Origin of the sequence: Paraburkholderia diazotrophica, assembly GCF_900108945.1 — a bacterium.
GTDB classification, from domain to species: domain Bacteria; phylum Pseudomonadota; class Gammaproteobacteria; order Burkholderiales; family Burkholderiaceae; genus Paraburkholderia; species Paraburkholderia diazotrophica.
This window is the reverse complement of record NZ_FNYE01000006.1, coordinates 13,849-40,766: the sequence shown is the minus strand read 5'-3', so window position 1 is coordinate 40,766 and position 26,918 is coordinate 13,849. Positions and strand designations below refer to the sequence as shown.

At 64.2% G+C, this 26,918-nt stretch carries 22 protein-coding genes; 10 read left to right on the top strand and 12 right to left on the bottom strand.

Annotation, left to right across the window (positions count from 1 at the left end):
- Positions 1-360: 360 nt before the first annotated feature.
- The 4 genes from BMW76_RS10125 to BMW76_RS10110 form a co-directional block, all read right to left on the bottom strand.
- Complete coding sequence (locus BMW76_RS10125; protein ID WP_090865009.1) at positions 361-1,143, bottom strand: SDR family NAD(P)-dependent oxidoreductase; 783 nt, start codon at positions 1,141-1,143, stop codon at positions 361-363.
- A gap of 27 nt (positions 1,144-1,170) precedes the next feature.
- On the bottom strand, positions 1,171-2,349 hold the full coding sequence (gene rhmD / locus BMW76_RS10120) for an L-rhamnonate dehydratase (RefSeq protein WP_090865008.1): 1,179 nt from the start codon (positions 2,347-2,349) through the stop codon (positions 1,171-1,173).
- Positions 2,350-2,387: 38 nt separating this feature from the next.
- The gene (locus BMW76_RS10115; protein ID WP_090865007.1) at positions 2,388-3,716 is read right to left on the bottom strand and encodes an MFS transporter; all 1,329 of its coding nucleotides are present in this window, start codon (positions 3,714-3,716) and stop codon (positions 2,388-2,390) included.
- 110 nt (positions 3,717-3,826) lie between these two features.
- Complete coding sequence (locus BMW76_RS10110) at positions 3,827-4,591, bottom strand: SDR family NAD(P)-dependent oxidoreductase (RefSeq protein WP_090865006.1); 765 nt, start codon at positions 4,589-4,591, stop codon at positions 3,827-3,829.
- A gap of 387 nt (positions 4,592-4,978) precedes the next feature.
- Between BMW76_RS10110 and BMW76_RS10105 the strand changes: the two genes are divergently transcribed.
- Complete coding sequence (locus tag BMW76_RS10105; protein ID WP_090865005.1) at positions 4,979-5,764, top strand: hypothetical protein; 786 nt, start codon at positions 4,979-4,981, stop codon at positions 5,762-5,764.
- Positions 5,765-5,816: 52 nt separating this feature from the next.
- Here BMW76_RS10105 and BMW76_RS10100 read toward each other — a convergent pair whose 3' ends face one another.
- The 3 genes from BMW76_RS10100 to BMW76_RS10090 form a co-directional block, all read right to left on the bottom strand.
- Entirely contained in the window at positions 5,817-8,723 is a 2,907-nt protein-coding gene (locus tag BMW76_RS10100) for a CHAT domain-containing protein (RefSeq protein WP_177200349.1), read from the bottom strand.
- A gap of 61 nt (positions 8,724-8,784) precedes the next feature.
- Positions 8,785-9,540: a glycoside hydrolase family protein gene (locus BMW76_RS10095; RefSeq protein ID WP_090865003.1), complete on the bottom strand. Its 756-nt coding sequence runs from the start codon at positions 9,538-9,540 to the stop codon at positions 8,785-8,787.
- Positions 9,541-9,807: 267 nt separating this feature from the next.
- The gene (locus BMW76_RS10090; protein WP_143062238.1) at positions 9,808-10,392 is read right to left on the bottom strand and encodes a hypothetical protein; all 585 of its coding nucleotides are present in this window, start codon (positions 10,390-10,392) and stop codon (positions 9,808-9,810) included.
- Positions 10,393-10,699: 307 nt separating this feature from the next.
- Between BMW76_RS10090 and BMW76_RS10080 the strand changes: the two genes are divergently transcribed.
- From BMW76_RS10080 to BMW76_RS10045, 8 genes are all read left to right on the top strand, one after another.
- Entirely contained in the window at positions 10,700-11,701 is a 1,002-nt protein-coding gene (locus BMW76_RS10080) for a toll/interleukin-1 receptor domain-containing protein (protein ID WP_090865215.1), read from the top strand.
- 376 nt (positions 11,702-12,077) lie between these two features.
- A complete protein-coding gene (locus BMW76_RS10075) occupies positions 12,078-12,767 on the top strand; it encodes an NADPH-dependent FMN reductase (RefSeq protein ID WP_090865000.1) in 690 nt (229 codons plus the stop codon).
- Between the two features lie 411 nt (positions 12,768-13,178).
- On the top strand, positions 13,179-13,397 hold the full coding sequence (locus tag BMW76_RS10070) for a transcriptional regulator (protein ID WP_090865214.1): 219 nt from the start codon (positions 13,179-13,181) through the stop codon (positions 13,395-13,397).
- Between the two features lie 138 nt (positions 13,398-13,535).
- Positions 13,536-14,435, top strand: a complete 900-nt coding sequence (locus BMW76_RS10065) for a ferritin-like domain-containing protein (RefSeq protein WP_090864999.1) — start codon at positions 13,536-13,538, stop codon at positions 14,433-14,435.
- Between the two features lie 82 nt (positions 14,436-14,517).
- Positions 14,518-15,972, top strand: a complete 1,455-nt coding sequence (iaaH, locus tag BMW76_RS10060; RefSeq protein WP_090864998.1) for an indoleacetamide hydrolase — start codon at positions 14,518-14,520, stop codon at positions 15,970-15,972.
- 15 nt (positions 15,973-15,987) lie between these two features.
- Positions 15,988-16,737 (top strand): CDP-diacylglycerol diphosphatase, encoded by a 750-nt coding sequence (locus BMW76_RS10055; RefSeq protein WP_090864997.1) that lies wholly within the window; start codon positions 15,988-15,990, stop codon positions 16,735-16,737.
- A gap of 130 nt (positions 16,738-16,867) precedes the next feature.
- Positions 16,868-17,956, top strand: a complete 1,089-nt coding sequence (locus BMW76_RS10050) for a fatty acid desaturase (RefSeq protein ID WP_090864996.1) — start codon at positions 16,868-16,870, stop codon at positions 17,954-17,956.
- A gap of 382 nt (positions 17,957-18,338) precedes the next feature.
- On the top strand, positions 18,339-19,478 hold the full coding sequence (locus tag BMW76_RS10045; protein ID WP_245763164.1) for a GGDEF domain-containing protein: 1,140 nt from the start codon (positions 18,339-18,341) through the stop codon (positions 19,476-19,478).
- 87 nt (positions 19,479-19,565) lie between these two features.
- Here BMW76_RS10045 and BMW76_RS10040 read toward each other — a convergent pair whose 3' ends face one another.
- From BMW76_RS10040 to BMW76_RS10030, 3 genes are all read right to left on the bottom strand, one after another.
- Positions 19,566-21,764: a TonB-dependent siderophore receptor gene (locus BMW76_RS10040; RefSeq protein WP_090864994.1), complete on the bottom strand. Its 2,199-nt coding sequence runs from the start codon at positions 21,762-21,764 to the stop codon at positions 19,566-19,568.
- 573 nt (positions 21,765-22,337) lie between these two features.
- Positions 22,338-22,751 (bottom strand): VOC family protein, encoded by a 414-nt coding sequence (locus BMW76_RS10035; protein WP_090864993.1) that lies wholly within the window; start codon positions 22,749-22,751, stop codon positions 22,338-22,340.
- On the bottom strand, positions 22,751-23,293 hold the full coding sequence (locus BMW76_RS10030) for a helix-turn-helix transcriptional regulator (protein ID WP_090864992.1): 543 nt from the start codon (positions 23,291-23,293) through the stop codon (positions 22,751-22,753). The genes BMW76_RS10035 and BMW76_RS10030 overlap by 1 nt, the downstream gene beginning before the upstream one ends.
- A 313-nt stretch (positions 23,294-23,606) precedes the next feature.
- Here BMW76_RS10030 and BMW76_RS10025 point away from each other — a divergent pair, with 313 nt between their 5' ends.
- Positions 23,607-24,356, top strand: coding sequence for a DUF899 domain-containing protein (locus tag BMW76_RS10025; RefSeq protein ID WP_090864991.1), 750 nt, complete (start codon positions 23,607-23,609; stop codon positions 24,354-24,356).
- Between the two features lie 72 nt (positions 24,357-24,428).
- Here BMW76_RS10025 and BMW76_RS10020 read toward each other — a convergent pair whose 3' ends face one another.
- Positions 24,429-25,271 carry an IclR family transcriptional regulator gene (locus BMW76_RS10020; protein ID WP_090864990.1) on the bottom strand — a complete coding sequence of 281 codons (843 nt, stop codon included), beginning with the start codon at positions 25,269-25,271 and terminating at the stop codon, positions 24,429-24,431.
- Between the two features lie 89 nt (positions 25,272-25,360).
- On the bottom strand, positions 25,361-26,902 hold the full coding sequence (locus BMW76_RS10015; RefSeq protein WP_090864989.1) for an AMP-binding protein: 1,542 nt from the start codon (positions 26,900-26,902) through the stop codon (positions 25,361-25,363).
- Positions 26,903-26,918 lie beyond the last annotated feature (16 nt).

Here is a 26,918-nt window from a genome sequence, read left to right as displayed (position 1 = left end):
TGCGGGCGGCGTCCTGTACGGTATAGCAACCTCATTCACTACCGACATGCGGCGCTGACGTGTTCGATGCCCTTAGCCGTGCCACGGGTGTATGAAGCGGGTGAGGCATTTAACCAGTGCGTTGGCAACGAACATGGGCCAGAATGCAGTCGCTCGAAACATGGGGACGTTGAGAGCCCGTGGGTAGAGGTCAAGCATTGGCGGTATGAGCCCGCTTTCTTTGCTTACTTTCTTTGCGGCGGCAAAGAAAGTGAGTGCCGCCCCGCACAGGGGCAACGCCCGCGCCGCGAGGCGCTAACGCGGATGCCAGCGCAAAGGCAAAAAGACCAGAAAACAAAAGCCGTCGCAGACACAAAACCGCTATTGCAGATTAACAAAAAGCCCCCCATCGACGAGCAGCGCGGCGCCCGTCACATACCTCGCGCGGTCCGACGCGAGAAACACGACGCAATCGGCGACGTCTTCCGGACGGCCTAAACGGCCCAGCGGAATGCGCTTCTCGAAGTACGCTTTCTTTGCTTCGTCGGCGAGATCTTCGGCGTTCAGATCGGTCGCAATCGTGCCGGGCATCACCGAGTTGCAGCGGATGCCGTACGGCCCGAGCGCAATCGCACACGACTGCATCAACGAATGGACGCCCGCCTTGGTCGGCGTGTAATGCGTCTGCATGCCGCCGCCGACGAGCGCGCTAATCGAACTGGTCGCGACGATCGCGCCGCCCGTGCCCTGCGCCTTCATCTGCTGCGCAGCCGCCTGCGTGACGAAGAACGCGCCGTTCAGATTCACGGCGACCGTGGTTTCGAGCACGTCAGCGGGCATGTCGAGAAACGCATGGAACGGGCAGATGCCCGCGTTGCTCGCAAGCACGTCGACCTTGCCGAACGCGTCGACCGTGCGGCGCACCAGCTCGGGGCCCGTCTCTTTCGCCGCGACGTTGCCTTCGACGGCGATCACGCGCCGCCCCAATGCCGCGATCTCGCCGACCACTTCTTCGACGGCGGAACGCCGGTTATACGACGCGTCGTTGTCGCCCCAGTAGTTGATCGCCACATCGGCGCCCTCTTTCGCGCACGCCACCGCGATCGCGCGACCAATGCCGCGCGAACCGCCCGTGACGATCACCGCCTTGTCTTTCAGCAGCACGTGCCTCTCCTACAATCGACGTATGGATCAATGCTGATAAGGCCGTTCGAGCTTGCACTCGGGGTTCAGCCGCACGCCGAAGCCCGGCGTATCGGGCACCTTCATGCGGCCGTTGACGGGCACGGGCTCGTCGAGCAAGAGCGGCGTGAACATCGGCACGACCTGATCGGCCTTCGGCGCCATCATCAGAAACTCGGCGAACGGCGAGTTGTGGCGCGTCACAACGAAGTGATAGCTGTACACCGACGAGCCGTGCGGCACGACCATCACGTTGTGCGCATCGGCGAGCGCGGAAATCTTGATCAGCTCGGTGATGCCGCCGCACCAGCCCACGTCCGGTTGAATCAGATCGCAGCAGTTCATCTCGAGCAGCATCCGGAAGCCCCAGCGCGTCGCTTCGTGCTCGCCCGTCGACACCATCATGCCGCGCGGCACATTGCGGCGCAGTTCGGCGTAACCCCAGTAGTCGTCGGGCGGCAGCGCTTCTTCGATCCACTTGAGTCCGTGCTCATGCGCGGCCTTCGCGAGCTTTGTCGCGTAGGTGACGTCGAGGCTCATCCAGCAGTCGTACATCAGCCAGAAGTCGCTGCCGACACGGCTGCGCATATCCGCGAGCTTGTCGATGTTCTGCTTCAGGCCCGCTTCGCCTTCGGCAGGACCGTGCTGCAACGGCAGCTTGCCGCCGATGAAGCCCATCTGCTTCGCGAGATCGGGCCGTGCGCCCGTCGCATAGAACTGAAGCTCGTCGCGCACGGGTCCGCCCAATAGCTGATAGACAGGCTCCTTGCGCACTTTCGCGAGCAGATCCCACAGTGCAAGATCGACGCCCGAAATTGTATTGAGCACGATGCCTTTGCGTCCGTAGTAGAGCGTCGAGAAGTACATCTGATCCCACATCTTCTCGATGTCCGTCACGAGCTGCCCTTCGAGAAAGCGCGCGAGATGCTTCTCGACGATGAACGCGCCAATCTCGCCGCCCGTCGTCACCGCGAAGCCGACCGTGCCGTCGCTTGCTTCGATTTCGACGACCAGCGTGCCCAGCACGTTGATGCCGAACGACTGGCGGCTTTGCCGGTACTCGGGATAACGCGCCATCGGCGTCGAGATGTGATCGTCGATCCAGTGTCCGTCGGCCTGGTCGTGATAGTCCGCGCCGCCGCCGCGGACGACGAAGGCACGCACGTGCCGGATAGTGGGCATCGCCATGTTCTAGAGCTCCGTTCGTGGTTTGCGCGCGCCTCGTATTAGCGGACGCGGCGAATGGGTTGCGGGAAAGCGGGCGTTTCGCGCGCGGTGCGCAGGCGAACCGCCGTGCCGATCAGCAGCGCGGCGAAGAGGCTCGCCGCGCCCAGCAACAGCAGCCCCGCCGACGCCGACTGGAACGCATGCTCGGCGCTCGTGCGCAGCGTCGGCGCGATGAAGCCGCCAAGGCTGCCGAGCGAATTGATCAGCGCGATGCCGCCCGCGGCCGCCGCGCCCGTCAGATATCGCGTCGGGAACGTCCAGAAGAGCGGCTGCGCGGCGATGAAGCCGCTTGCCGCGCAGCACAGCGCGAGCAACGCGACGAGCGGACTGTGCGCGAGACCCGACACGCCGATGCCGCAACCCGCGAGCACCAGCAGCGCGACAGCCCAGCTTCGGTGCGCGCCCGTTCGATCGGCGCGGCGCGGCACGATCCAGGTTAGCGCGAGCGCGCAGATCCACGGCACGGCCGCGACGAGACCGACGCGCAGGCCCACCGATTCGCCCATCAGCGCGGCCACTTGCTGCGGCAGATAAAAGATCACGCCATACACGCTCATCTGGATCAGCAGATAGATCGCGGACAGCAGCAGCACGCGCCTGTCCACCAGCGCCGCGACGATGTTATGCGGGCCGTGCGCGGCGGCGGCGCGGGCATCGTCGTCGAGTGCCGCGATCAACGTTTTGCGCGCGGCGGGCGTGAGCCACGTGGCGTCGTCGGGCCGGTCGTCGAGATAGAAGAACGCGCACACGCCGACGATCGATGCGAGCCCGCCCTCGATCAGGAACAGCCACTGCCAGCCCGCGAGGCCCAACATGCCGTGCAGATCGAGCAGAAGGCCCGACAGCGGACTGCCGAACATGAACGCGAGCGGCGCGCCGAAATAGAACACGCCGACGGCACGTCCGCGCGCCGCTTGAGGAAACCAGCGCGTGAGGTAATAGATGACGCCCGGAAAGAAGCCGGCTTCCGCGACGCCCAGCAGGAAGCGCAGCGTGTAGAAGGCCGTCGCCGTATGCGCGAGACTCATCGCCGCCGACACGATGCCCCACGTGACCATGATCCGGCACATCCACAGCCGCGCGCCGACGCGATGCAGCAGCAGATTGCTCGGCACCTCGAAGAGCGCATAGCCGACGAAGAACACACCCGCGCCGAACGCAAACGCCGCGTTCGAAATGCCCGTGTCGTGCTGCAACGCTTTCTGCGCAAAGCCGATGTTCGCGCGGTAGAGAAACGCGAGCACGTACATCAGCAGCAGGAACGGCAACAGCCGCCGCATGACCTGGCCGACGATGCCGTCGATGGATTCGGGTGGGGTCCGGCTCATCGTGTCTCCTGGTGTCTTCTATATCGCGCAAGCGCGTGGACGGCATGCATGTGCCCTTGTTGTTCTTCTCGAAGTTGCCGCGGGTTGCCGCGGGTTGGGACGCGACACGCTCAATAAGTCGCGCGGCCGCCCGACAGATCGAACACCGCACCCGTGCTGAACGCGCAGTCTTCCGACGACAGCCACAGAATCAGCGATGCCGCTTCTTCAGGCAGCAGGAAGCGGTTCATCGGTATCTTCGAGAGCATGTAGTCGATGTGCTGTTGCGACATCGAATCGAAGATTTCTGTTTTGGCGGCAGCGGGCGTGACGGCATTGACGAGGATGTTCTTCGTCGCGAGTTCCTTGCCGAGCGATTTGGTGAGGCCGATCAGGCCCGCCTTCGACGCGCTGTAGTGCGACGCGTTCGGATTGCCCTCCTTGGCCGCCACCGATGCAATATTCACGATGCGCCCGTAGCCCTGCTTCAGCATCTGCGGAACGACCGCGCGGCACACGAGATATGGGCCGATCAGATTGACGTCGATCACCTGTCGCCATACATTCGGGTCGAGTTCCCATGTCGTGCCGTTGCCGCCCGTGATGCCCGCACAGTTGATCAACACGTCGATCGCGCCGTGCGCGGCGAGCGTCTTGCTGACGGCGGCATCGATCTCGGCTTCTTTCGTTTGATCGACGGTGACGGCGGAGACCTTGCCGTGTTCGCCGACGAGTTCGCCGAGCTCGTGCTTGCTGCGTGCAAGCCGTTCGTTGTCCCTGTCCCACAGCGAGACGCTCGCGCCCGAGCGCAGCGCGCGCTGCGCAACCGCATAGCCGATACCCCGCGCGCCGCCCGTGATGACGACGACGCGGCCCTCCAGATCGATACGATTCATGCGTGCTCCCTTTGTCGATCGGAGTTAGCGCTTTAGCGCTTACTCCCGTCCCATGCAAGGCTGTCCCGATGCGCAGTCTTAACGTGCCGCGCATTCTTCATTGTGTGTCCGTGGTCGGTGACGGCCCTCGGTGTACGCAATATAAATCGCTGCCCGATACGGGAACAATCCGAGGTTTGGATGGGCCGATAACAAAAGCGGATCGCGTGGTGAGCCGCGTGTTGGACCGCGTATTGGACAGGGATCGAAGCGAAAAAAACACCGCCCAATCCGCATCGATGACCTAACCTGATGGAACGTGCCGCGCTGGCCACATGCGCCGCATGCGCCACATACGCCATATCCCACGATCCATCGCCCCCTCCCTATCCGCCGAGGAGCATCGTCATGACCACTGCCACCGCCGAGCAGGCGACTGCCTTCGTGACGGGCGCCGTTCTGCCCGACCAGCGCCGGCGCGGCGCCGATCCCAACACGTCGAACCTGCAGCCGCCGGCGTTCGACGCGAGCAAGGACCAGGCGATCGTCGCGGGCTCGGGCGTGGTGTCGTTCAAGTCGGGCGTTCCGGCAAACCGGCGCCAGGCCGTCGCGGACTCGCTGTTGCTCGCGCAACTGATCCTCAAGCACCAGGGGATTTCGCCCGACGACACGCAGAACTGGTATCGCGGCTATGGCGGCGTGCTGTCGAATCTCGGATGGCGCGTCGAAAGCTGTGAGATGACTGACTATGTATCGGGCGAGGCAGGACTCGACGTGCACGAAGCGATCACGGCCGTCGCGGCGCTGCTGCTCGGGCCGGGCGCCATCGCCGCCGCGCCGCTGATCGACGCGACGCTGAAGGCGCTGCGTTCGATGGATACGTCGACGCCATGGATCACGCTCTTCAATCGCGAAAGCCGGCGCGCGAACACGGCGAGCTTCCAGATCGCGCTCGCCGAGCCGACGGAAGCGGGCGATCTCAGCGTATCGCTGATGGCGTTTTCGCTGGCGGCGAGCATGACGATCACGCAAGTGCTGTTCGTCAAGGTGCAGAACAACGAGGCGAACCTCAAGCGCTTCTCGACGACGGCGCAGATCAACCTGTCGGTGCTCGACGCCGTTCAGGCGACGCTGCAACAGAAGGTGGCGAGCTTCACGAGCAGTTATCTGAGCGCGCTGCCCGATCTGTCGTGACGAACGTGACGAACGCGACGAACACTACGAGCGCCACAAGCACTACGAGCGCTCACGCCGACGGCTGCTGCGGTGACGGCGGCTGGTCCTCATGCACCCATTGCCTGAGCATGTCGAGCAACTGCGCGACAGCCGCTTTCTCGCCGTCTGCAATAGCCGGCTGGTTCGCATACGGATAGAGCACGAAATCGTATTGATCGAGCACGGAGCTCCAGTTGCTTCTCGACGGCACGCGCGTGTGCAGATCGACGAAATCCGCGCGGATCGCGGCGAAGCTCGCTTCGAGCTGCTTCGCCGCGAGGCTTTCGTAGATCCGAAGCTCCGTCATCGCCGAGATGTTCCAGAAGTCCGGTTCCCCATGCACGCACTGCTCGAGCATGTGCCTGAGCCTCTCCACTGAAGCAGCGTCGAATCCGTCCGCTGACGGCGCGCCCATGCCCAGCATCAGTTCGGCCGCGAGCCGGTTGATCAGCGGATAGAACGTCGCGGCATCGCCTTGCGCATCGCCGAGCTGCTCGGCTTCACGATACAGCGCAAGCATCTTGCCGATCGCCGCCGACTCCGCCGCTTCGTCGCCTGCGATCCGCTCGACGAGCGCGACGCGCTTGTATGCCGCCGCGCAAATGCTCAGGCGGTCGACCGTGCGCCGCACGTCGAGCAGCGACTGAAGCAGCGCGATGCTGTTCTGGACCTGGCTGCGCGCGGCGTCGATATCGGACGCGGATACGACGCTCTCGCCGCCCTGCGCCGCCTTCGCCTTCAGCGTGGTCCACGCGAGCCGCGCCTGCAGGTTCGCGAGCTGATCGGTCGCGGCGAACGTCGTGCGGCCGTCGCCCGCGCGCACGGCGCGCTCGTACCACTCGACAGCTTTCTCTTCGATCCGCCACGCGGACCATGCCCTGCCGAACGCCTCCGCGACGTCGCCCTGCGCGCCCCAGCGCGAGCCGAAACGCTCGTCGAGATAGCACAGCCGGTCCGGCGAGCCCGATGCGTCGAAGCGCGCGCTCGTCTCCAGTTCTTCGAGCGCGAGTATCAACGACACCGACGACGCGATGCCCGCATAGCAGTCCTCGGCCGTGCGCTCGCGCGCGCCCATGCTGCCCGATGCCGGTTCGAGCGTCCAGTTCGCGTCGCCGTAGCACTGGTACGCGGCCCATGTGTTGCCGCCGCATAGCCACGCCGCGTCGCGCGCGACGGCGACGGCATCGAGAAAGCGCTCGCCTTCGAGAATCCGCCGGTAGAAAACGGTCGCGAACTGTTGCGCGGGTTCGTCGTCGACGGCCCAGCCCGACGCGATCACGCACTTCACGCCGATCCGGATCAGCGCCTCGGCGATGTTCGCGGCATAGCGCGGCCGGTCGTACACGGGCACGTCCGCGGCCTTCAGCAACTGGTCGCCGCTGCGCGCGGCGAGATAGCAGCAGTTCACGAACACGAGTTCGGGCGTGCGCTGCAACATGCCGATCTCGCGCGGCCCGAGAAAGATGCCGTCCGACAGCACGACGCCGCGCAGACGGTCGTCGCCGGCATCGACCGGGTGTGCGTCGTCGGCGGGCGGCTCGCCGTGTCCCGAGATGTGCAGCACGCGCCAGTCGCGTTCGAGCAGCGTGCTGATGATGTTGCGCGCGTCCGGTCCGCGTTCATCGTCCGATGCGGCGACGAGCCCCGTCACGCGCGCCGCGCCGATCTTCTCGCGCAACAGGTTCGCGATCGCCCGCGCTTCCTGCCGCGCGCCCGGCAGCGCCGGATAGCGCGGATCGTTGCAGTACGGCTCGCCGATCACGAGAATCTGCGCGTCACGCGGCGCATCGTCGACGCGATGTCGAAAGTCGCCGATGCGCAGCTTGCGCAGCAGCTTCGCGCGTATCGCCCACGGGCGTGGCGAATCGGCGTTGCGCTGCGACGCGTTCGCGGACGTGTCGAGCATTTCCCACGGAATGCCGGCCGTGCCGCTGTCGACTTCGATCTGCATCTCCGATCCGCCCGCGAGAAACGGCCGCATCTCGCGCGGAACGATCAGCTGATAGAGCACCTGGCCGATATTCGCGTCGTCGTTGTCGGCGCTCGACGCCGCCTTCACGAGCTGAGCGAGCAGACGCCCTTGCGTCGCCGTCGCGCGGACTTCCGTGCGCGCGCGGCGCGTGTCGAGCGTGTAGACGATGTTGGTGTCGCCTGACGCGTCGATCTGCGTGACGGCACTGATCAGATCGTAGTCGGCGCCGCGATAGCTGCTGTCGAGAGGCCGCAGCAGCGCGCCCGTCGAAGTCAGGATGGCGTCGTCGATCTCGTAGCACTCGGGGCTCGCCTGTTCGAGCAGCTTCAGCGCGCGCCACGCTTCCGTCGAGCGATCGAGGTAAAGCTCGATCAGCCGCAGGTGCCGAACGCACGGCCAGTCGGTGCTCGCAAGCCGCAGGTTCGCATCCTGCACCCCTTCGGCGACGAGCCGCGCCGCCTGGCCGGGCGCGATGCCCGTGCCGCCGCTGCCGATCAGCGTCGCCGCGAGCGAGAACGGCTCCGCGCCCTGCTCCTCGTTCTCGGCCAGCCGCTGCGCCCATGCGATCACGCCGAGGCGCACGGTCGTCGCGAGGTCGCTTGCGCGAAGCTGTCCCTCGCTGCCGAGCCCGACGACGATCAGCCCCGCCGGCCGCGGCAGGCGAAACGGATGCGGCGAACGGAAGCCCGCGTTGACGAACACCTGCTGGCTGCCGAGATGCTGCGGATAACGCCCGAGACGGATCGACGTGCTCAACGCGCCGCCGATCAGATCGTCGACGACGCGCTCGACGCCCGTCAGCGACGCATCGCGGTAGTGGCCGATCAGAAGCGGCTCCTGAATGAACTGCAAATTGCCGTTGATGACGCTGATCTTCAGCCGCCTGTCGTCGGAGGCAGCGGGTGCGCACTCTTGCGACAGTCCCGCGAGCACGCCGGGCGCCACGGCCCCTTCGATGTTTTGCACGCTTCGCTCCATCGGGCCCGTCGTTGCGCGAACCCGCCGCGGTTCGTCGACAGCGGGCGTGTCAGCTGCTCAATCCCTGTTCGAACAGCAGCGCCTCCAGCTCGCGGCGGCGCACGAGGCCTTGCATGTTCGGCTGGTTCTGCCACAGCCGCTTCATCGCGCGGAACTGCGCCGGGATATCGGCGAGATTGCCGTTCGCGACGTCGGCCGCGATCGCGCGCATTTCGGTGTAGCGGTCGCCCGCGGCCGCGAACGATGCGCCGCGGTTGTAGACGAGCGAGACCAGCGCGCCGAGGCAATCGGGTTTCAGCTGATCGGCTTTGGGCAACGCGGCAATCGTCTGCGCAATCGTGCGTTGCAGCGTCACCTGCCTGAACACCGTGTTTGCCGCCGCGAACGGCACGTTCACCGACTTCACGTTCGCGAGCGCCTGTTGCGCGGCCGTGCCCTTGAGCCCGCAGACGCGCGCGAGCAACGCGACGTCGGCGGCGGCCAGTTGCGCGGCGTTCCAGTCGGACGTCATGCGTTGGGCGTCCACGTAGCCGAGGTCATAGCCGACGCCGATCGTGCATCCCGATTGCCCTTGCGGCCAGACGGGATGCACGTAGAGCCGGTTGTACACGGCCTCGCTCGTGACCTCGAAGGTGACGATCAGCTCGACAGCCCGGTCGGAAATCGCGGGCAATGCGGCGCGGCGCACGGGCAGCGTGACGGGATGCTCCGTGTCGTAGGCCTGGCGCTCTTCGTTGCCCACGGTTTCAGAAAGCAGATCGGGCGAGCTGAGGGTTTGCGCGAGCAGCGTGTCGAACGCATTCATGGCGAGGCTCCCGATGAGCGCGAGAAGAGCGCGAGAATTCGGCGCGTGCGCGCCAGCGCGTCTGCGCCTGGGAGATCGGCAGGCTTGCCCAGGCTTCAATGAGCATAGCAAAGAGGGCTGACTTGCCAAGGTGAGTTTGCGGATTTTGCGCGATGCCGAACAGAGCGCGGCGTGCGGGTGCTGATAGCGCGTCCGAAGTTGGCTTTTATATTTACTTTTGAGTTGTCCTTCACCGCGATCATTGCGCGCGGGAACGCACCTCGCGCGTCATGCTCCGGGCTCATTCGCCAGCGCACGTATGTCGATGATTCGCACTTGGCCGTGAGCCGCTCGCACGGCACCTGCCAGGTGCGCGGTGCCGCCCGGCCCGTCGCCGGGCTGGCCGTCCCACACGCACACGAACGTGAACGCGCGCGCGCCGATCCGCCTCGCTTCCGACAGCATCAGCAGATTGTTGCGTGTGAACGGATCGGCGCCCGGCGGCAACGGGCCCAGCACGTCGTCTGCAACGATGCAGGCCGCGCTTTGCGTGACGTGTCGATAAAGCTCGACCCATCGCTCGCCGCCGATCGCGACGGAGAGCTCGATGAACGCTCTCTCGTCGAAAGGCAGATGAATGCGCAACGTCATATGCCGTTCGAGCGCCGCGACGGCGAACAGCAGATCGCTTCCGCAAGCGGCACCGCACAGCCCGATGTCCGTGCGGCCAACGCGTATCGCGTCCAGTTCGTCGCCGATCGCCTGCGCGACGCGCGGCGCGAGTCTCGCCGGAAAACGCTCGATGGGCCGCCCGGGCGCATCGATCATGTGGCCGGAGAAAAGCACGACCTGGTCTGCAACATCGGCCGTCATTCGATTCGATCTCCAGGAACCGCGCGCAATCGATACGGCCTTGCGCGAACGTATCGCGGAAGCGTTGGTTCACGCGCGACGCGGTATCGGACGCATTGCATGTATCTAACGCCATACGCGCATCGGACCGGAAAGCGTTATCCGCTTTGCGCGGCGCGGTCGGTTGGCTGCCGCACAGATCGTCCGCGGCGCGGGCGGCGGATGTCCGTTTGCATTCCTGACGCGACACGCATCGCTCTGCTTTAATGGAAAGGTTTTGAATTGCAGGTTCGGCTCGCCGTTCAACCCGTTGAGGGAGGATCGTTCGATGCGGCCCATTTTCATCAGTTATAGGCGCGAAGACACGGAAGGTCAGGCGGGACGCCTGTTCGAATCGTTGCGCGAGGTGTTCGGCGAGCAACTGGTGTTCATGGACGTCGCGACGATCCAACCGGGCGCCGACTTCCGCCGCGCGATCGAGACGAATATCGACCAGTGCGGCGTCGTGCTCTCGCTGATCGGACGAACGTGGCTCACCGTCACCGGCAAGGACGGCAAGCGGCGGCTCGACAATCCGAACGACTTCGTGCGGCTCGAAACGTCGTCGGCGCTCAAGCGCGGCGTGACGCTGATTCCCGTGCTCGTGCAGGGCGCGACGATGCCGCAGGAAGCCGACCTGCCCGACGACATCAAGGATCTCGCGTATCGCAACTCGATCGAGCTGACGCACGCGCGATGGGACAGCGACGTGCAATTGCTGATCAACGCGTTGCGCGGGCATGGGGGCGCGGACAAGGACACGACGCCTGCAGCGCCGCCCGCTCCCGACAAGCCCGTCGAGACGAAGCGGCGCACGCGGCTGCTGCCGATCGTCGGCGCGCTGGCCGCCGTGGGACTGACGGGCGCGGTGCTGCTCAAGATGTCGGGTTCGAATCAGCACGCGCCCGCCGTCGAGGACGCGGTCGCATCGCCGGCTTCCGTTGCCGTCGATCGTCCCGCCGCGAGCGGTGCCATATCGAAGATCGAGCTGCAACGGCGCGCGCATCTGCGCGGCGCGTGCATCAAGGGCTACGTGTGGCGACAGGCGCGGCCCGGCGACCGCGTATGCGTGACGCCCGATACACAGGCGCGCATCTACGCTGAAAACAGGGCCGCCGCCGACAACCGCTCGCCGACAGGCGGCGCCTACGGGCCGAACACCTGCAAGAATGGCTTCGTGTGGCGCGAGGCCTTTCAGGGAGACGACGTGTGCGTCACGCCCGACGCGCGCCAGCAAACGGCGCAGGACAACTCGCTCGCCGTGCAGCGGATCGTGCCGATGCCGCAATAGGGCCCGTCCGTTGCCTCCCCTTTGCGCTGCTGCAAGCATTGCGCACATCGCGCGCATCCGAAAGCGCGCAAAAAAATGCCCCGGTCCGTTTCGAGCCGGGGCCAATCCCATGTCAAGGAGTTTTCATGGAGGAGACGGGTCCATCATAACGCCCGTCCCCGTGCCCGCCAACGAAGCCTTTCGCACAAGGATTCCACCCGGCGTAACGCGGCCAAAGACCCTTTCCCCGTTATATCGTTAGAACAAAAAGTCGTTTCGCGCTGCTACCATCGGTCACTAAGATGACAGTTCAGGTTCACGCGCCGTTCGCATGGAAAACACGTCATGTTGTCGACCGTGCATCCGGCCAGCCGTCACAGCAGCAAGGAGCATCCAGTTGACCCGTTTCGATCAGAACCGCCGCCCGCTCGTGATCGGCATCGGCGGCACCACGCGCGCTGCGTCGTCCACCGAACGCGCGCTCGGATTCGCATTGCGCGGCGCGGAGCAGGCCGGCGCGCGCACGCGCCTCTTCGGCGGCACGTTCCTGCATAGCCTGCCGCACTATGCGCCCGAAAGCACGCATCGCACCGACGAACAGCTCGAACTCATCGAGGCCGTCCGTCACGCCGATGCCCTCGTCATCGCGACGCCCGGCTATCATGGCGGCGTGTCGGGTCTCGTAAAAAACGCGCTCGACACGCTCGAAGAATTGCGCGGCGAAGCGCGGCCTTATCTCGACGGTCGCGCGGTCGGCTGCATCGTCACTGCGTATGGATGGCAGGCGGCGGGCTCGGTGCTGACGTCGCTGCGCTCGATCGTGCACGCGCTGCGTGGCTGGCCGACGCCGTTCGGCGCGGGCATCAACACGCTCGAAACACGCTTCGATACGGCCGATACGTGCTCCGATCCGAAGGTCGTCGAACAGCTGTCGATGGTCGGCCAGCAGGCCGCGCAGTTCGCGCTGGCGTTCCGCTCGCACTCGCAACATTCGCAGCAGGCGTGCGCCGCGTCTCATGCAGCCGCCGCAACGCCGGACCCCGCCGACGAAACCCGCGCCAGCAAAGTTTTCGCACTCGCGAACTGACACGCTTGCGCATCGACGCCGTCGCAAAGTAACGCGATGCAGCGGCGCATCGCGTTCACCGACGCGCGCCATGCACTTCGGCCTGCCCCATCTCCAGGCCGACAGCGTGCGTCCCTGGCGTATGTCACTGTCGACGCGCGCGCTGCGTGCGCTCGCCAACACACCTGGGCCCGCCATCGTGGCCCAAATAACAGACACGCCCACCTCGCCGCCGGATGATCGCGCCAACGCACGCGATAACGCCACATCCAGATCTTCGAAGACCGTTCCCGGCCACCCGTGATTTGCTTGCGACGAAAGATTGGTTCACGCGCTACACGGCACAGCCTACGCTAGTCCCTGCCCGCTTCATTCGACTGATCGCCGCGCAACGCGCAATCCGCCGCGGGGAGGCGATCGAACATGAAACCGATGAACCGACACATCCGCTACAAGGGCTATGAAGTAGCCCCCGCTGCGCAGCGCCTGCCCAATGGGCTCTTCGCAGCGAATCTCACGATCGAAAAGGCCACGGCCGCCAACGACGGACACGCGTATTCGTTCGATGCGCTTGATTACTTCTTCGACGAAGAACATGCGCTCGCGTATGCGTTTCGCTGGGGGCGTCTGTGGATCGATAGTCAGCAATGAGCGCAATACTGCATTGCAATTTTTCACGCCGTGCAGCGCGAAAACGCGTGCGGCACTACGGTAAGCGCCCGCTCCACGCCACAGATTGACGGGGTATGACAGAATAGGCGGAATAACTCGCCAAAGTATTCGCCTGTCATGTCCGACACCCTGATAACAGAAGCCGATCACGATCGCGCGCTGCGTCACTGGACGTTCCACGGACACGCGCGCATGCCCATCGGCTCCGAAGAACACAAGCAGATGTTCTGCCGGATGCTGCTGGAAACTCACAATCCGTACAAGCCAGCCGTCATCGACTGGCCGCCATTGCCCACCGACGCGCTCAAGCGCATCACGTCGCTGCCCATCTGGGACATCGCCGTGCAGACGGAAGGCCGCGCGTCGATCCGGGTCGCCACGTATGCCGCGCAGGTGCAAGACCCTTTGGTGCGCGAAGCAATCGAAATGGACGCGGCCGAAGAGGCGCGCCACAAGCACGTTCTGTCGCGGCTCGTCGCCGCGTACGGCATCGAGCTCGCGCCCGAGCCCCATTACCCCGCACCGCGCGACGCCGAATGGGCGTGGATGTTCACCGGCTACAGCGAGTGCATCGACAGCTTCTTCGCGTTCGGCCTGTTTCGCTCCGCGCAGCTGTCGGGCTATTTCCCGGAAGAACTGGTCGAAACCTTCGAGCCCGTGATCCAGGAAGAAGCGCGCCACATTCTCTTTTTCGTCAACTGGGTCGCGTGGTATCGGCGCACGATGCCGTGGTGGCGGCGTCCGTGGCATGCGTTGCGTGTCGGCGCAATCTGGATCAAGCTGATCTGGGACCGCGTCGCGATCGCGAAGGGCATCGACGCCAATGGCGTCGCGCACGACTCGAACTTCCTGCCCGCCAACAGCTCGACGATCGGCCAGGCGCTCTCGGCGCGTCAGCTGATCGAACTCTGCCTTCAGGAAAACGACCAACGAATGAGCGGCTACGACAAACGGCTCGTTCATCCGACGCTCGTTCCGAAGTTCGCGCGCCTCGCGCGGCTGTTCATGCGCAAGTGAGCGTGCCGCGCGCTCGCGCACGGGCACAATCACGACACGTCGCGCGGCGCAACGCGCCGTCGAACCGGGAGGGACACACTACATGCAATGGACCGTCGATGAACAACTCGCGCTGACGGCGACGCAAGCCGTCGCCGCCATCCAGTCGGGCCGGCTCAATGCAACCGATTACGTCGCGACGCTGCTCGCGCGCGCCGCCGCGCTCGCGACGCTCAACGCGTTCACGGTGCTCGACATGGAAGGCGCGCTTGCCGCCGCGAAACGCATCGACGCATTGACGCCCGACGAAAAAGCCCGCCTTCCGCTCGCCGGGCTGCCCGTCGTCATCAAGGACAACATCAACACGGCGGGACTGCTGACTTCGGCGGGCACGCCCGCACTCGACGGCTTCAAGCCGAAGACCGACGCGCCTTCCGTGCGCAAGCTCATCGATGCGGGCGCGATCGTGCTCGGCAAGACCAACATGCACGAACTCGCGTTCGGCATCACCAGCACGAATCTGGCCTCGCACGCAGGCCCGGTGCGCAACCCGTACGACCCGTCGCTGATCGCGGGCGGCTCGTCGGGCGGCACGGCCGTTGCCGTCGCCGCGCGCATGTCGACGGCGGGGCTCGGCAGCGATACGGGCGGCTCGACGCGCATTCCCGCCGCGCTCACGGGCATTGCAGGCTTGCGTCCGTCCGTGGGCAACGGCGGCGGCGAGCGCCGCTATCACGATCCGCAAGCCGTGGTTCCCATCAGCCATACGCGCGATACCGTCGGGCCGATGGCGCGCACCGTCGCGGACGTCGCGCTGCTCGACGGCGTGATTGCAGGCGACACGACCTTGCCCGACGTGCAACTGTCGGCGCTCCGCATCGGCTTGCCGTCGCCGCTGTGGGCCGATCTCGAACACGCGACGGAAGACGCCGCGCGCGCCGCGCTCAAGAAGCTCGAAGCGGCGGGCGTCACATTCGTGCCCGTCCACATGCCGGAGTTGCTGCACCTCAATGACCAGACGGGCGGCCCTGTCGCGATTCACGAAGCGTTCGACGACGTGCGCGACTATCTCGTCGCGAACGATGCGCCCGTCAAGACCGTCGCCGAAGTCGCGGCGCGCATCGCGAGCCCCGATGTGCGCAATGTGTACGACGTGGTGATGGCGCATGCGCTCGCGCAGCAGTATCACGATGCGATGACCATCTGGCGTCCGCGATTGCAGCAGCATTACGCGGACACGTTCGCCTCCGGGCGCCTCGACGCACTGATCTTCCCGACCACGCGGCTCGTCGCCGTGCCGCTCGACGAAGTGAACGGCTCGTCCGTCGTGTCGATCGACGGCGCGCCCGCCATCGACGAAATGACCGCCTACCTGCGCAACACCGATCCCGCAAGCAACGCGGGCATTCCGGGCCTGTCGCTGCCTGCGGGCCTGACGCGGGATGGCTTGCCCGTGGGCATCGAACTCGATGGGCCGCTCGGCCACGACCGGCGGCTGCTCGCGATCGGCATCGCATTCGAGGCTGTACTGGGCGCAGTTCCAGCGCCCACCATCTGACATCCACTCGCAGCAATGATCCGACCACGTCTTCGACACCTGGCCGCGCTTGCCGTCGCGCTTTGCACATCGGGCTGCGCGATCATCGCGGCCGCCGATCCCAATGCGCTCTGGTCGATCGTCAACCGTCAATGCGTGCCTGTTGCGCGCGCGACGGGCGGCCCCGGCTTCTGCACGAGCGTCGATCTCTCGAAACGCTATGCGATCCTGAAGGACATCAACGGCAACACGCAATATCTGCTGATTCCGACGGACCGCGTGATGGGTATCGAAAGCCCGAGCGTGCTCGACATCCATGCGCCCGAGTATTGGGCCGATGCGTGGAACGCGCGGCAGTATGTGGGCTCGCGCATCGGCCTGACGTTTCCGCCCAATCAGCTGGGACTCGAAATCAATTCGAAGTACCGCCGCACGCAGCAGCAGTTGCATATTCATATGGACTGCATGCAGGACGGCATCATCAAGAATCTCGCGCACTACCGTACGGCGGAGCCGGGCAAATGGCACTGGACGACGCTCGACGGCAACCGGTATCGCGTGATGCGCATCCTCTCGCTGACGGGCGACAGCGACCCGTTTCGCATCGTCGCGCGCGACCGTCAGGGCAGCGATGCAATGGCGCAGCAGACCATCCTCGTGACGGGCGCGGGGCCGTCGGAGAGCGACGGCTGGCTCGTCGTGAACAGCGGGCTCGAACTCGACGACGGCAGCGGCACGGCGGAAGGATTGCTCGATCATTCCTGCGAGATCGGCATGCATCAGTAAAGGCGATCCCCTTTCGCGCAGACCCGGTTCGCTTAACCCGCTTTCCTCAAAAGCTTAGCCAAACAAATTGGTTCGGCGGCTGCGTGCCCGCCATTAGGATCGTACCGACTGCAAAACCACCGATCCGCCGATGGCCATTTATCTCGACGACGCGCAACGTCTGGCGCTTTCGCATCAACGCACGCGCCTCGCATGGCGCACCGAATGGCCGACGTGGCTCCTGATCGGCGCAATGTACGGCGGATGGTTTTTCATCGCGAGCCATGCGCAGACGCTCGGGCTGAGCGTTTCGCTTCCGCTGCTCGCGCTGTTCAGCGCGTGGTACATGTCGTTGCAGCACGAACTGCTGCACGGTCATCCGACGCGCTCAGCATTCGTTAACGGGCTGATCGGCTTTGCGCCGCTCGCCGTGTGGTTTCCGTATGCCGTCTATCGCGACCTGCATTTGCAGCATCACGACGATGCGCATCTGACGCATCCCGAGATCGATCCCGAGACGTTTTTCGTCAGCCTCGAAACGTGGGACCAGGCGGGAACGCTGACGCGCGCTCTGCTCGTCGCGCGCAATACGTTTGCGGGACGTCTTCTGCTCGGCCCTGCATTCTCGATTGCGGCGACGGCTACGCAGGCACTGCGCAAACCTTTGCGCAGCGACTGGTCCGATGCGCCCGCGTGGCTCGCGCATTTTGTCGCGCTTGCCGTGCTGATCATCTGGCTCGATCGCGCGTGCGGAATTGCGCCGTGGCTCTTCATTGCAGGCGTCGGCTATCCGGCGCTCGCGCTAAGCTCGGTGCGCTCGTTCCATGAACATCGCTCCGCGGATTCGCACGAGGAGCGCTCGGTCATCAATGAAGCCGGATCGTTCTGGCGGCTGCTGTTTCTGAACAACAACTACCATCTGGTTCATCACGACCTGCCGCATGTCCCCTGGTTTGCGCTTCGGGACGTCTATGAACGATCCCGCCAGCAATACATAGAACGCTCAGGAGGCTTTCTGGTAAAGGGCTATGGCGATTGGGCGAGGCGCTACTCGTTCATTCCCGTTACTCATCCGGCGCACGCCGGTCGTTGCGATTTCATCCCGTTGAACACGCCTGCATCCGCCGGGTTTGCAGGTAAATTGCGGGTAGAACTGACGAGAGACGGTTGGTCTGCACTCCGTCATGAAGCTCAGGTGCCCGCTACCGTCGAACGCCAGGCCACACGACAAACGCGATGAGATTCGTGGCCGCGACTCCATGTATTGGCTGGTGCCCGTCGCTCGTTCGCGGACGTTGAATCGAGCTTGCCGCCCTAAGTTGCCGCCCCTGAGTTGCCGCCCCTGAGTTGCCGCCCCTGAGTTGCCGCCCTGAGTTGCCGCCCTGAGTTGCCGCCCTAAGTTGCCGCCCCTGAGTTGCGGCCCTAAAGTTGCGCGCGCAAGCGCCGATAACCGGTCATGTGGTGTCGATCGCTTCATTCACGGGATGGCCATCCCGCTGTCGACTTGAAGCTGACGGACATCCGGTACGTGCCGCGGAGACGTCGATCCGTGCCCATTTCGCGTTCCCGGTCACCGCATGGGGCGACACATAATCGTCGCGAGGCAATTCGCAGGTGCTCAAGTGACGAAATCACTCAAATCGTTCAGCTTGCCGCAGGGCAAGCTTGCTTGCTGGCTGCTGCACCCAGGCAGAGACACCCCGCAAGAGATCCGGACAGCGCTCGTCTATACGCTGTTCGGCACGCTGCCGATTTTCCTGGGTGGCGTATTCAACACGATAGCCGTTGCCTGGGTACTCGAATACCGCCATCCAAGTGCACTGTTCCGGTTCTGGCTGATCTCGGAGATCATCGTCTGCGTGGCTCGCCTGGTCGTGCTCGTGCTGGCGCACCGGCGGGCGCAACAGGGCAAGTCCACGCCGACTGACCTTTATATTCTTCTTGCGCCCCTATGGGGTGCGACGGTCGGCTACGGCGCGTTCATCAGCTCGATAAGTGGCGACTGGGTCGCAGCGACGCTCTCCTTTCTCTCGGCGGCGGCGATGGTCGGCGGAATCTGCTTCCGGAACTTCGCAGCACCGCGGCTCGTCGCCATCATGATCTTTCTGTCGCTCGGCCCATGCTGTATTGGCGCAGTACTGTCGGGCGAACCTGTGCTGTTGCTGACGCTGGTCCAGATTCCGTTTTATCTGTTCGCGATGAGCGTTGCCGCCAGAAAGCTCAACGCGATGCTCATTACCACCATGGAGGCGGAGCGCGAGAACGATCGCCGCGCGCGCCACGACGGCCTGACGGGACTGCTCAACCGCGCGGGCCTTTTCCATGCGACGACCTATGAGCTCGCCAGATCCGCTCGTATCGGAACCGGCGTGCCGCTTTTCTACATCGACCTGGACGGATTCAAGGCGGTGAACGATGCACACGGACACGAGTTCGGCGACAAGCTGCTCGTGCAGGTCGCAACGAGACTGCGCCAGCTCGCCGGACCGGACGCCCTCGTCGCGCGCATGGGCGGCGACGAGTTTGTGATCGTCGGCCAGGTACCGGGTGCAGCGGAGCCGAACACCTTTGCGGACAGCGTCATCGCCGAGATCGAGAGGCCGTTCCATCTGGCAGATGACGTCGTAATCGAAATCGGCGCCAGCATCGGTATTGCACCCGTGACTGGCGTGGGGAACGGGATCGACAAGGTGCTGGGGTCGGCGGACGTCGCGATGTATGAGGCCAAACGCCACAAGAAGAAGAGCGTGGTCGCCGCCTGAAGCGGTTCGACGCGCGTAGATCCTTTTTGCACGCCGGCTACATCGATGCGCGTCTGACGGTGCAAGCGGGCCGGCTGCTAAAACGAACTACCAGCGATAGTTCATCCCCGCAAAGACCTGGCGTCCATAGCCGAACGCGCACCAGCTTCCGTAATAGCACGAAGCGACGTATTCCTTGTTGAACAGGTTCTGCGCGTTCACGTACAGTTCTGCGCCCCTTAACTGCGATGCAGCGCGGCCGAGATCGTAGCGCAGCGTGGCATCGACGAGGAAGAAGCTCTGCACCTTGAAACTGTTGTCGGTGCTATACGTGGTGCCCGTATAGCGTCCACCCGCGCCCATCGACAGACCCGCGAGCGGGCCGCGATCGATCGTGTAATACGCCCACAGCGAAGCCTGATTCTGCGGAATCGCGGCGAGATGCTTGCCTTCGAGCCCGCTGTTGTCCTTCGTATAGACGGTGTTCAGATACGTATAGCTCGCCGCGACGTTCAATGAGTTCGTCAGGCTGACCTTCGCTTCGAGTTCGACGCCACGCGACCTCGCCTCGCCTGCTTGCGACTGGAAGTTGGGATTCGCGGCGTCCGTGGTCAGCAGATTCTCGCGGGTCAAACTGAAGAGCGCCGCCGTGAAGAGCGCATCGTAGCCCCTCGGCTGGAACTTGACGCCGACTTCATACTGGTGGCCGCGCTCCGGATCGAATGCCTTGCCGTTGATGTCGGTGCCCGCTTGCGGCGTGAACGACTGCGTATAGCTGACATAAGGCGCGATGCCGTTGCGGAACACGTACGTGAAGCCAGCACGTCCCGTGAACGCGCGATCGAACTGGCTCGACGAGGTATCGAACGTATCGTTGCGCGTCTTGCTGCTGGCCCAGTCTTCGCGTCCGCCGAGCGTCAGGATCGCGTTACCGAGCCGCGCCTGATCCTGCGCATAGACGCCGTACTGCGTGCCGCTCAGCACCTGATGGTAGCGATCAGGCGGCGTCACCGGCTGGTTGTAGATGGGCGCGAACATGTCGATCGACGGCCCCATGCCGAATCCCGCGTCGAAGTTGCTCGCGTAGTGCTGGTAATCGAAACCGACGAGCAACGTATGGTCGATCGGGCCCGTTGAAAAATTCCCTTCGAGCTGGTTGTCGAGCGCGATGGTATTCAGGTTATCCGTCGATGCTGCCGTTCCGCGGTCGAGCGTGCGCAAATCGGCTTGGAGCACCGATGCATAGACGCTCTTGTAGTCCTGCGCGAGGTGCAGGAGGCGGCCATTCGAGCGGAACGACCACGCGTTCGTCAGACGCCGCTCGAACTTGTAGCCGATCGATTCCTGCACGCGATTGAAGCTCTCGAAGTTCGGATCGCCGTCGTAGAAATTGCTGGGCAGCTTGCCATTCGGATTGAACAGCACCGTGCCTTGCGGCGGAACACTGCCGTATGACGTGCTGCGCGGATCGTGCTGATAGAGACCGAACACCGTCAACGACGTTCTGTTGTCCGGGCGCCAGGTGAATGACGGCGCAATCGCAATGCGCTCATTCTTCGTCATGTTCACCTGACCGTCTTCCTTGCGCGCGATGCCCGTCAGGCGAAACAGATAGCGATCGTCGCGGGCAATCGGTCCGGACAGGTCGAACTTGCCCTGCACATGGCCGTAGTTGCCAACTTCGACGCCGACCTCATGGAGCGGCTGCACGGTCGGCAGCTTGCTTTCCAGATCCAGAAGCCCGCCCGCCGCCGCCTGGCCGTACAGCACCGATACCGGCCCCTTCACCACTTCGACGCGATCCATCATGTACGGATCGAGCTGCGGCACCGCGTACCAGCCATTGTTGATCAGCTTCAGGCCGTTCCAGTAGGTATCGGCATCGAAGCCGCGGACTTTCAGCTGGTCGTAGCGCGTCGCGATACTGCCGCGCGTCTCGGGCGTCACGCCGGACGTATAACGCACGACAGCGTTCAGGTTCTGCGCGTTCTGCTGTTCGATCTGATCGCGCGTGATGACGGAAACGGACTGCGGTGTCTCCAGAATCGGCGTGCCGGATTTCGTCGCGCTGGAGTTCCATTGCGCGACGTATCCGTTGGTCGGCCCATACGGCGCGTCCTGCTCGCCCTGCGCGCTCACGCTGACGGCTGGGAGCGTGGATTCGTGCTGGGTATCCGTGGTATCCGTAGTCGTAGCGGATGGTTGCGCATCCGCCGACTGCGCGCCGGCGTGGGTTGTCGCGAATGACAGCAGCACGGCCATCGTGAGCGGCCGGAGCACGGTGGAATTTTGCTTGCCTGCCTTCATTGTCCTCTTGCTTACCCCTATTTAAATGCGAATGGTTGTTATTTGCGTTCGTATTATGGCGAGAGGATTTTGTTTTGTAAAGTTGGCGTTGGAGGGTCGTTGGAAATGCACGACCTTCCGGGACGCTTGAACAAGGAAACTTGCAAGAGCGGCGTGGGAAAAAACCGGAGACGGGATTGGACTGAATCGATCGCACGCGGGCATCGTGCGTTCGGGCCATAGGCGCGTGCTAGCGCAAAGTCGTGCTTCGGGATTCGCGCCTCATGCCGCCGGTGGCACCTGGCCATAGCGAAGCGCGTGGCGTTCGAGATCGCGGCGAACTCAATCGAGCTGGCGCCCGATCGTATTTCTGGCTACGTGCATCGCCATTCGCTTCGCGCGCATCGCGGCTCGCTGCGGCAAAAGTGTCCGCGCGCATGGCAAACGACGCAGAGCGGAATGGGCAGCGGCTTGACTGGATCAAGCCGCGCCAAAGGTATCGGGAGCACTGGCACTCACCGGCCTGATACTCCCCTGTCACTGACGATATGACAGCCACCCGATGGCGAAACCGTCGGACTCCAATGCCCGTCTTTATTTCGCCGACGGAGACTGGATCATCTTCCAGCCATTGCCCGCGGGATCACGGAAGCCGGCGTCGACGCTGCCAAAGCGCTCTATGGGCTCCTGAGTGAATTCGACGCCACGGGCTTTCAACTGTGCGTAGCTCGCGCGGCAGTCGGTCACGGAGAGAACGAGGGGCGGCATGGCCCCTTTGGCGACCATCGCACGCAGGGTTTGCGCGGTGGCTTCGTCGTGGATGGGCGGACCGGGTCTGAACAGGCCAAGCTGGAACGACGGCTGCTCCGGATGCTGGACCGTCAGCCAGCGATAGTCGCCGTTGCGCACGTCCGTATGAACGCGAAATCCGAGTTTATCGACATAGAACGCAAGCGCCTCGTCCTGATTGTCGACGTACAAGCCCACCACATTGATACCCTGGTTCATCACGACACCTCCTCGATTGATGGCCGGAATGTACCCTTGGCCACGCGGCGGCGCTTCTCCAAAACTGCGATCGTGAGGTCGGGCCGCTGCGCCGCCTTCAGCACGCAGGCGGGCACGTGGCCGGGTTGATCCGTAGCGGCCCGCGCTTCGACGCGCATCGCGCCGGGGCTTCGGCCCGTAATGTCGCGGAACGTGCGGCCGAACGTACCCAGGCTCTCCCAGCCGGTAGCAAAGGCGATTTCCGTGATGCTGAGCCCAGTGTCGCGCAGCAGCGTCGTGGCCCGCTCGATGCGCCGTGTCAGCAGATATCGGTGCGGAGGAACACCGAAGGCTCGCTTGAACGAATGCGCGAAATGAGCTTCGGATACGCCGCTGACTTCAGCCAGGCGCTTGACGGGCCAAGCCTCGTGCGATGCAGCGTCCATGCGATCCTTGGCGCGCAGCAGGCGACGCAGCAGGACCGGGTCTTGCAACGCGCCGTCATCGGCCGGTGCGGATGACGAGGCAATTTGCCGGGCGTTGTGAGTTTCGCGTGGGGGCATGACCTTCCGGATCTGATGGCATCTGAGCAGAGTTTAAGTCCCACGAGGCGTACTCGCATAGCGAACGATGTCGCAATAGATGCGCCGGGCGAACGCCAGATCGTCCGCCGAAATGACGCCACAGTTGTTACTCCCAAGGTTCGATTCAACGGTCCAAGCTGTCTCTCAGCAAACATCCAGCAACGCGTGCTGAATGGAATCGCGCATCAGCCTCGCGACGCAGGAATTTTCCTTAGATCAGGAGGTTGCAAAAGCCATGACTACATCAGCCGGAAATACAGCGAAAGACGCAACGAAAAGCGGACAGCCTGCCATGCATACACCGCCCGTGGTTTCGCAGCAGGCGTGGGAAGAGGCACGCCAGCAGTTGCTCGTGAAGGAGAAGGCTCACACTCGCGCGCGTGACGCGCTGGCCGCCGAGCGCCGCCGCATGCCGTGGATGGCCGTCGACAAGTCATATGCATTCGAAGGGCCTGCGGGCAAGGCGAGCCTACTGGACCTGTTCGACGGTCGGCGCCAACTGATCGTCTATCGCGCTTTCTACGAGCCGGGCGTGTTCGGCTGGCCCGACCACGCGTGCCGGGGCTGCTCGATGGTGGCCGATCAGGTCGCCCATCTCGCCCACCTGAACGCCCGCGACACGACCCTCGTCTTCGTCTCGCGCGCGCCTCAGGCCGACATCGAGCGACTGAAGGCGCGAATGGGCTGGCAGATTCCGTGGTTCACCATCACGGACAGCTTCGACGCCGACTTCGGCGTCGACGAATGGCACGGCACGAACGTGTTCTATCGTGACGGCGACCGCGTGTTCCGCACGTACTTCATCAACAATCGCGGCGACGAGCAGATGGGCGGCACGTGGAACTATCTCGACATCACGCCGCTCGGGCGGCAGGAAGTCTGGGAGGATTCGCCCGAGGGCTATCCGCAGACGCCGACGTACAAGTGGTGGAACTGGCACGACAGCTATGTCGCCGACGCGCCGCCCGACAAGAAGTGGGTCGAGGTGTCGGATGCGGGAGAGGCGGCGTTCAGGAACCAGCAGAAGAACGGGCAGCCGTGAATCGACCGGGCCGATGGCGGTCCTCGCTGAATGGTCATGACCATTCCAGGGGATCGCCATCGGTTGCACAAGCTATTCGATACGACGCCGCGTCGAAATCGCCGAAGCCGTGGAAATGACCAGATCCGCGAAGCGCTTCTCGTCACGGTCCGCTTGCCATCGCGATCTCGCCACCGCAATGTTCACCGCGCCGATGCCGCGCCCATGCGCATTCGTGATCGCCGCCGCCGTCGAAATGTCGCTGACGAAATACTCATCCTCCGTATGCGCGTAGCCCTGCTTGCGGATCTGCACGATGCGCTCCTTGATCTTGCGCGGCTGGTACACGGTAGATGCCGTATAAGGCACGAGATTCGTGCGCGAAAGAATATCGTCGATCTCGCCGTCGCTGAGCGTCGCGAGAATCGCGAGTCCCGGCGCCGTGCAGTACGCCGGCAGACGCGAGCCCGTAATCACGTGTGCATTGAACACGTTGCGGCTCACGATGCGCAGAACGAACACGATATCGGTATCGTCGAGCACCGTGAGATTGGTCGCCTCTTCCGTCTCCGAGCCCAACTGCTGCAAATAAGGCGTCGCGCGGCTCACGAGTTCGTTCGACGTGAGGTAGTGATAGGTGAAGTCGAGAAGCCGCGGCGATAGCTCATACTTGCGACTGTCCGGGTCCTTCAACAGATAGCCGAGCGCGGACAGCGTATACGCGAAGCGCTGCGTCGCGCTCATGTCGAAGCCCGTGAGCGCCGAGATTTCCGAGAGCGACAACTGACGCTTGCTGCCGTCGAAAGCGGTGAGCACCTTCATCGCCTTTTCGACGGACTGCACATAAAGCGAAGACGCGCCTGGCTCGGCCACGTCGCCGCGCGGCTTCGCCACGGGGCTCTTGCGCTTGCTCGGAACTTTGGGCTCGTCGCTCATTGCTTTTTCGTCTTTATGATCGATCGTCAAATTATCGCATGGCCCTGGAGGGCTATCAGTATCCGATAAATAAGGCCACCACCCGATAACTAAGCACCAACATGGCTGAGCCGGTCCCATGCGTCATCGACGGTGCGCGGCAGCAGATGCTTTCTGATGCGCTCGCTCGCCGTCAGCTCGAAGCCATCGACCGCCCGGTAATAGCGCGGCAACTGGAAGCTCGCGAGCCGCTCGCGCGCCCACGCGTCGATCGTTTGCCAGTCCACGGGCGCGCCCTTGAACTGCACGTTGAGCAGAATGTCCTGCTCGCCGACGGACGAAGCGACGCCGATCGCGGCGCTCGCGCGAATCGCAGGATGCGCAGCGAACACGCGCTCGATTTCCCACGCCGATACGTTCTCGCCGCGCACGCGCATGCTGTCCGTCTGCCGGCCGACGAAGAAAAAATCGCCGTCGGCATCGCGCCGCGCGCGGTCGCCCGTATGCAACCGGCCGTTGCGCAAAGCGGCTTTCGTCGCTTCGGGGTGCTTCAGATACGTCGGCAGGAACGTGCCTTCCACTTTGCTCGACAGCACGATCTCGCCCGCCCCCCCTTCTTTCACGGGCTGGCCGTTTTCATCAAGCAGCTCGACGCCGATCCACGGCAGCGCGCGGCCGATCGATCCCGGCTTGCCCGTGACGTTCGCGGTCGCGAAGCTCGAGCATTCCGTCATGCCGTAGCATTCGCGCAGGCGCACGCCGAGCCGCGCCTGGATCGGCTCCCACGCAGCGGCGCTCACGCCCGCGCCCCACGCGACGCGCAGCGTATGCGCGTGAGGCTGCGCGCTCTGCGGCAACTGCATCAGGATATCGAGCACGCCGCCCAGGTAATGCAGCTGCGTCGCGCCCGCGCGCTCGACTTGCGACCAGAACTGCGAGGCCGAAAAGCGCGGCACCGCGTGCAGTGTCACGCGTTCGAGAAACGGCAGCAGCAGCATCTGCGCGCCGCCGATATGGCACAGCGGCTCCCACAGAAAGAGCCGGTCGCCGTCGCGCACGTCCGCGATGCGCAGCGCCGCCTCGCTCGCGATGCGCATCATCCGGTGCGTGAAGACGACGCCCTTCGGCGCGCCCGTCGTGCCCGACGTGTAGATAACGCACAACGGATCGTGCACGCCGATTGGCGGCGTCACGAAAGCGGCGTCGGTATCGTTCGCGTCGAACGCGGGCAGATGCACGCGCCGCGACGCCCCGCACTCGATCTGCGAAGTCACATCGTCGAATGCGTCCTCGATGATGAAGAGCTTCGGCTCCGCGTGCTGCAGCATATATTCCAGACCCGCCGCGCGCAGCTTCGTGTTCACCGGCACCCAGACGAGCCCGCTCAGCACCAGCGCGTAAATCAGATGGATGTGTTCGACGCTATTGCCGAGCATCACGGCGACGCGATCACCCGACGCGAGCCCTTCATCTGCGAACCAGCGCTGCAACTGCACGATGTGCCGCGCGGCATCCTCGCAGGTGATCGCACGATCGTCGAAATGAACCACGGTGCGCGCGGGCTCGCGACGCAATCCCGCCACCAGCAGCGGCGCGCAGTCGAGCTCGTCGTTGGGGTGCCGGTGAGCGAAGTATTCTGGGTAACGATGCATGTCTGGATGGGTATGA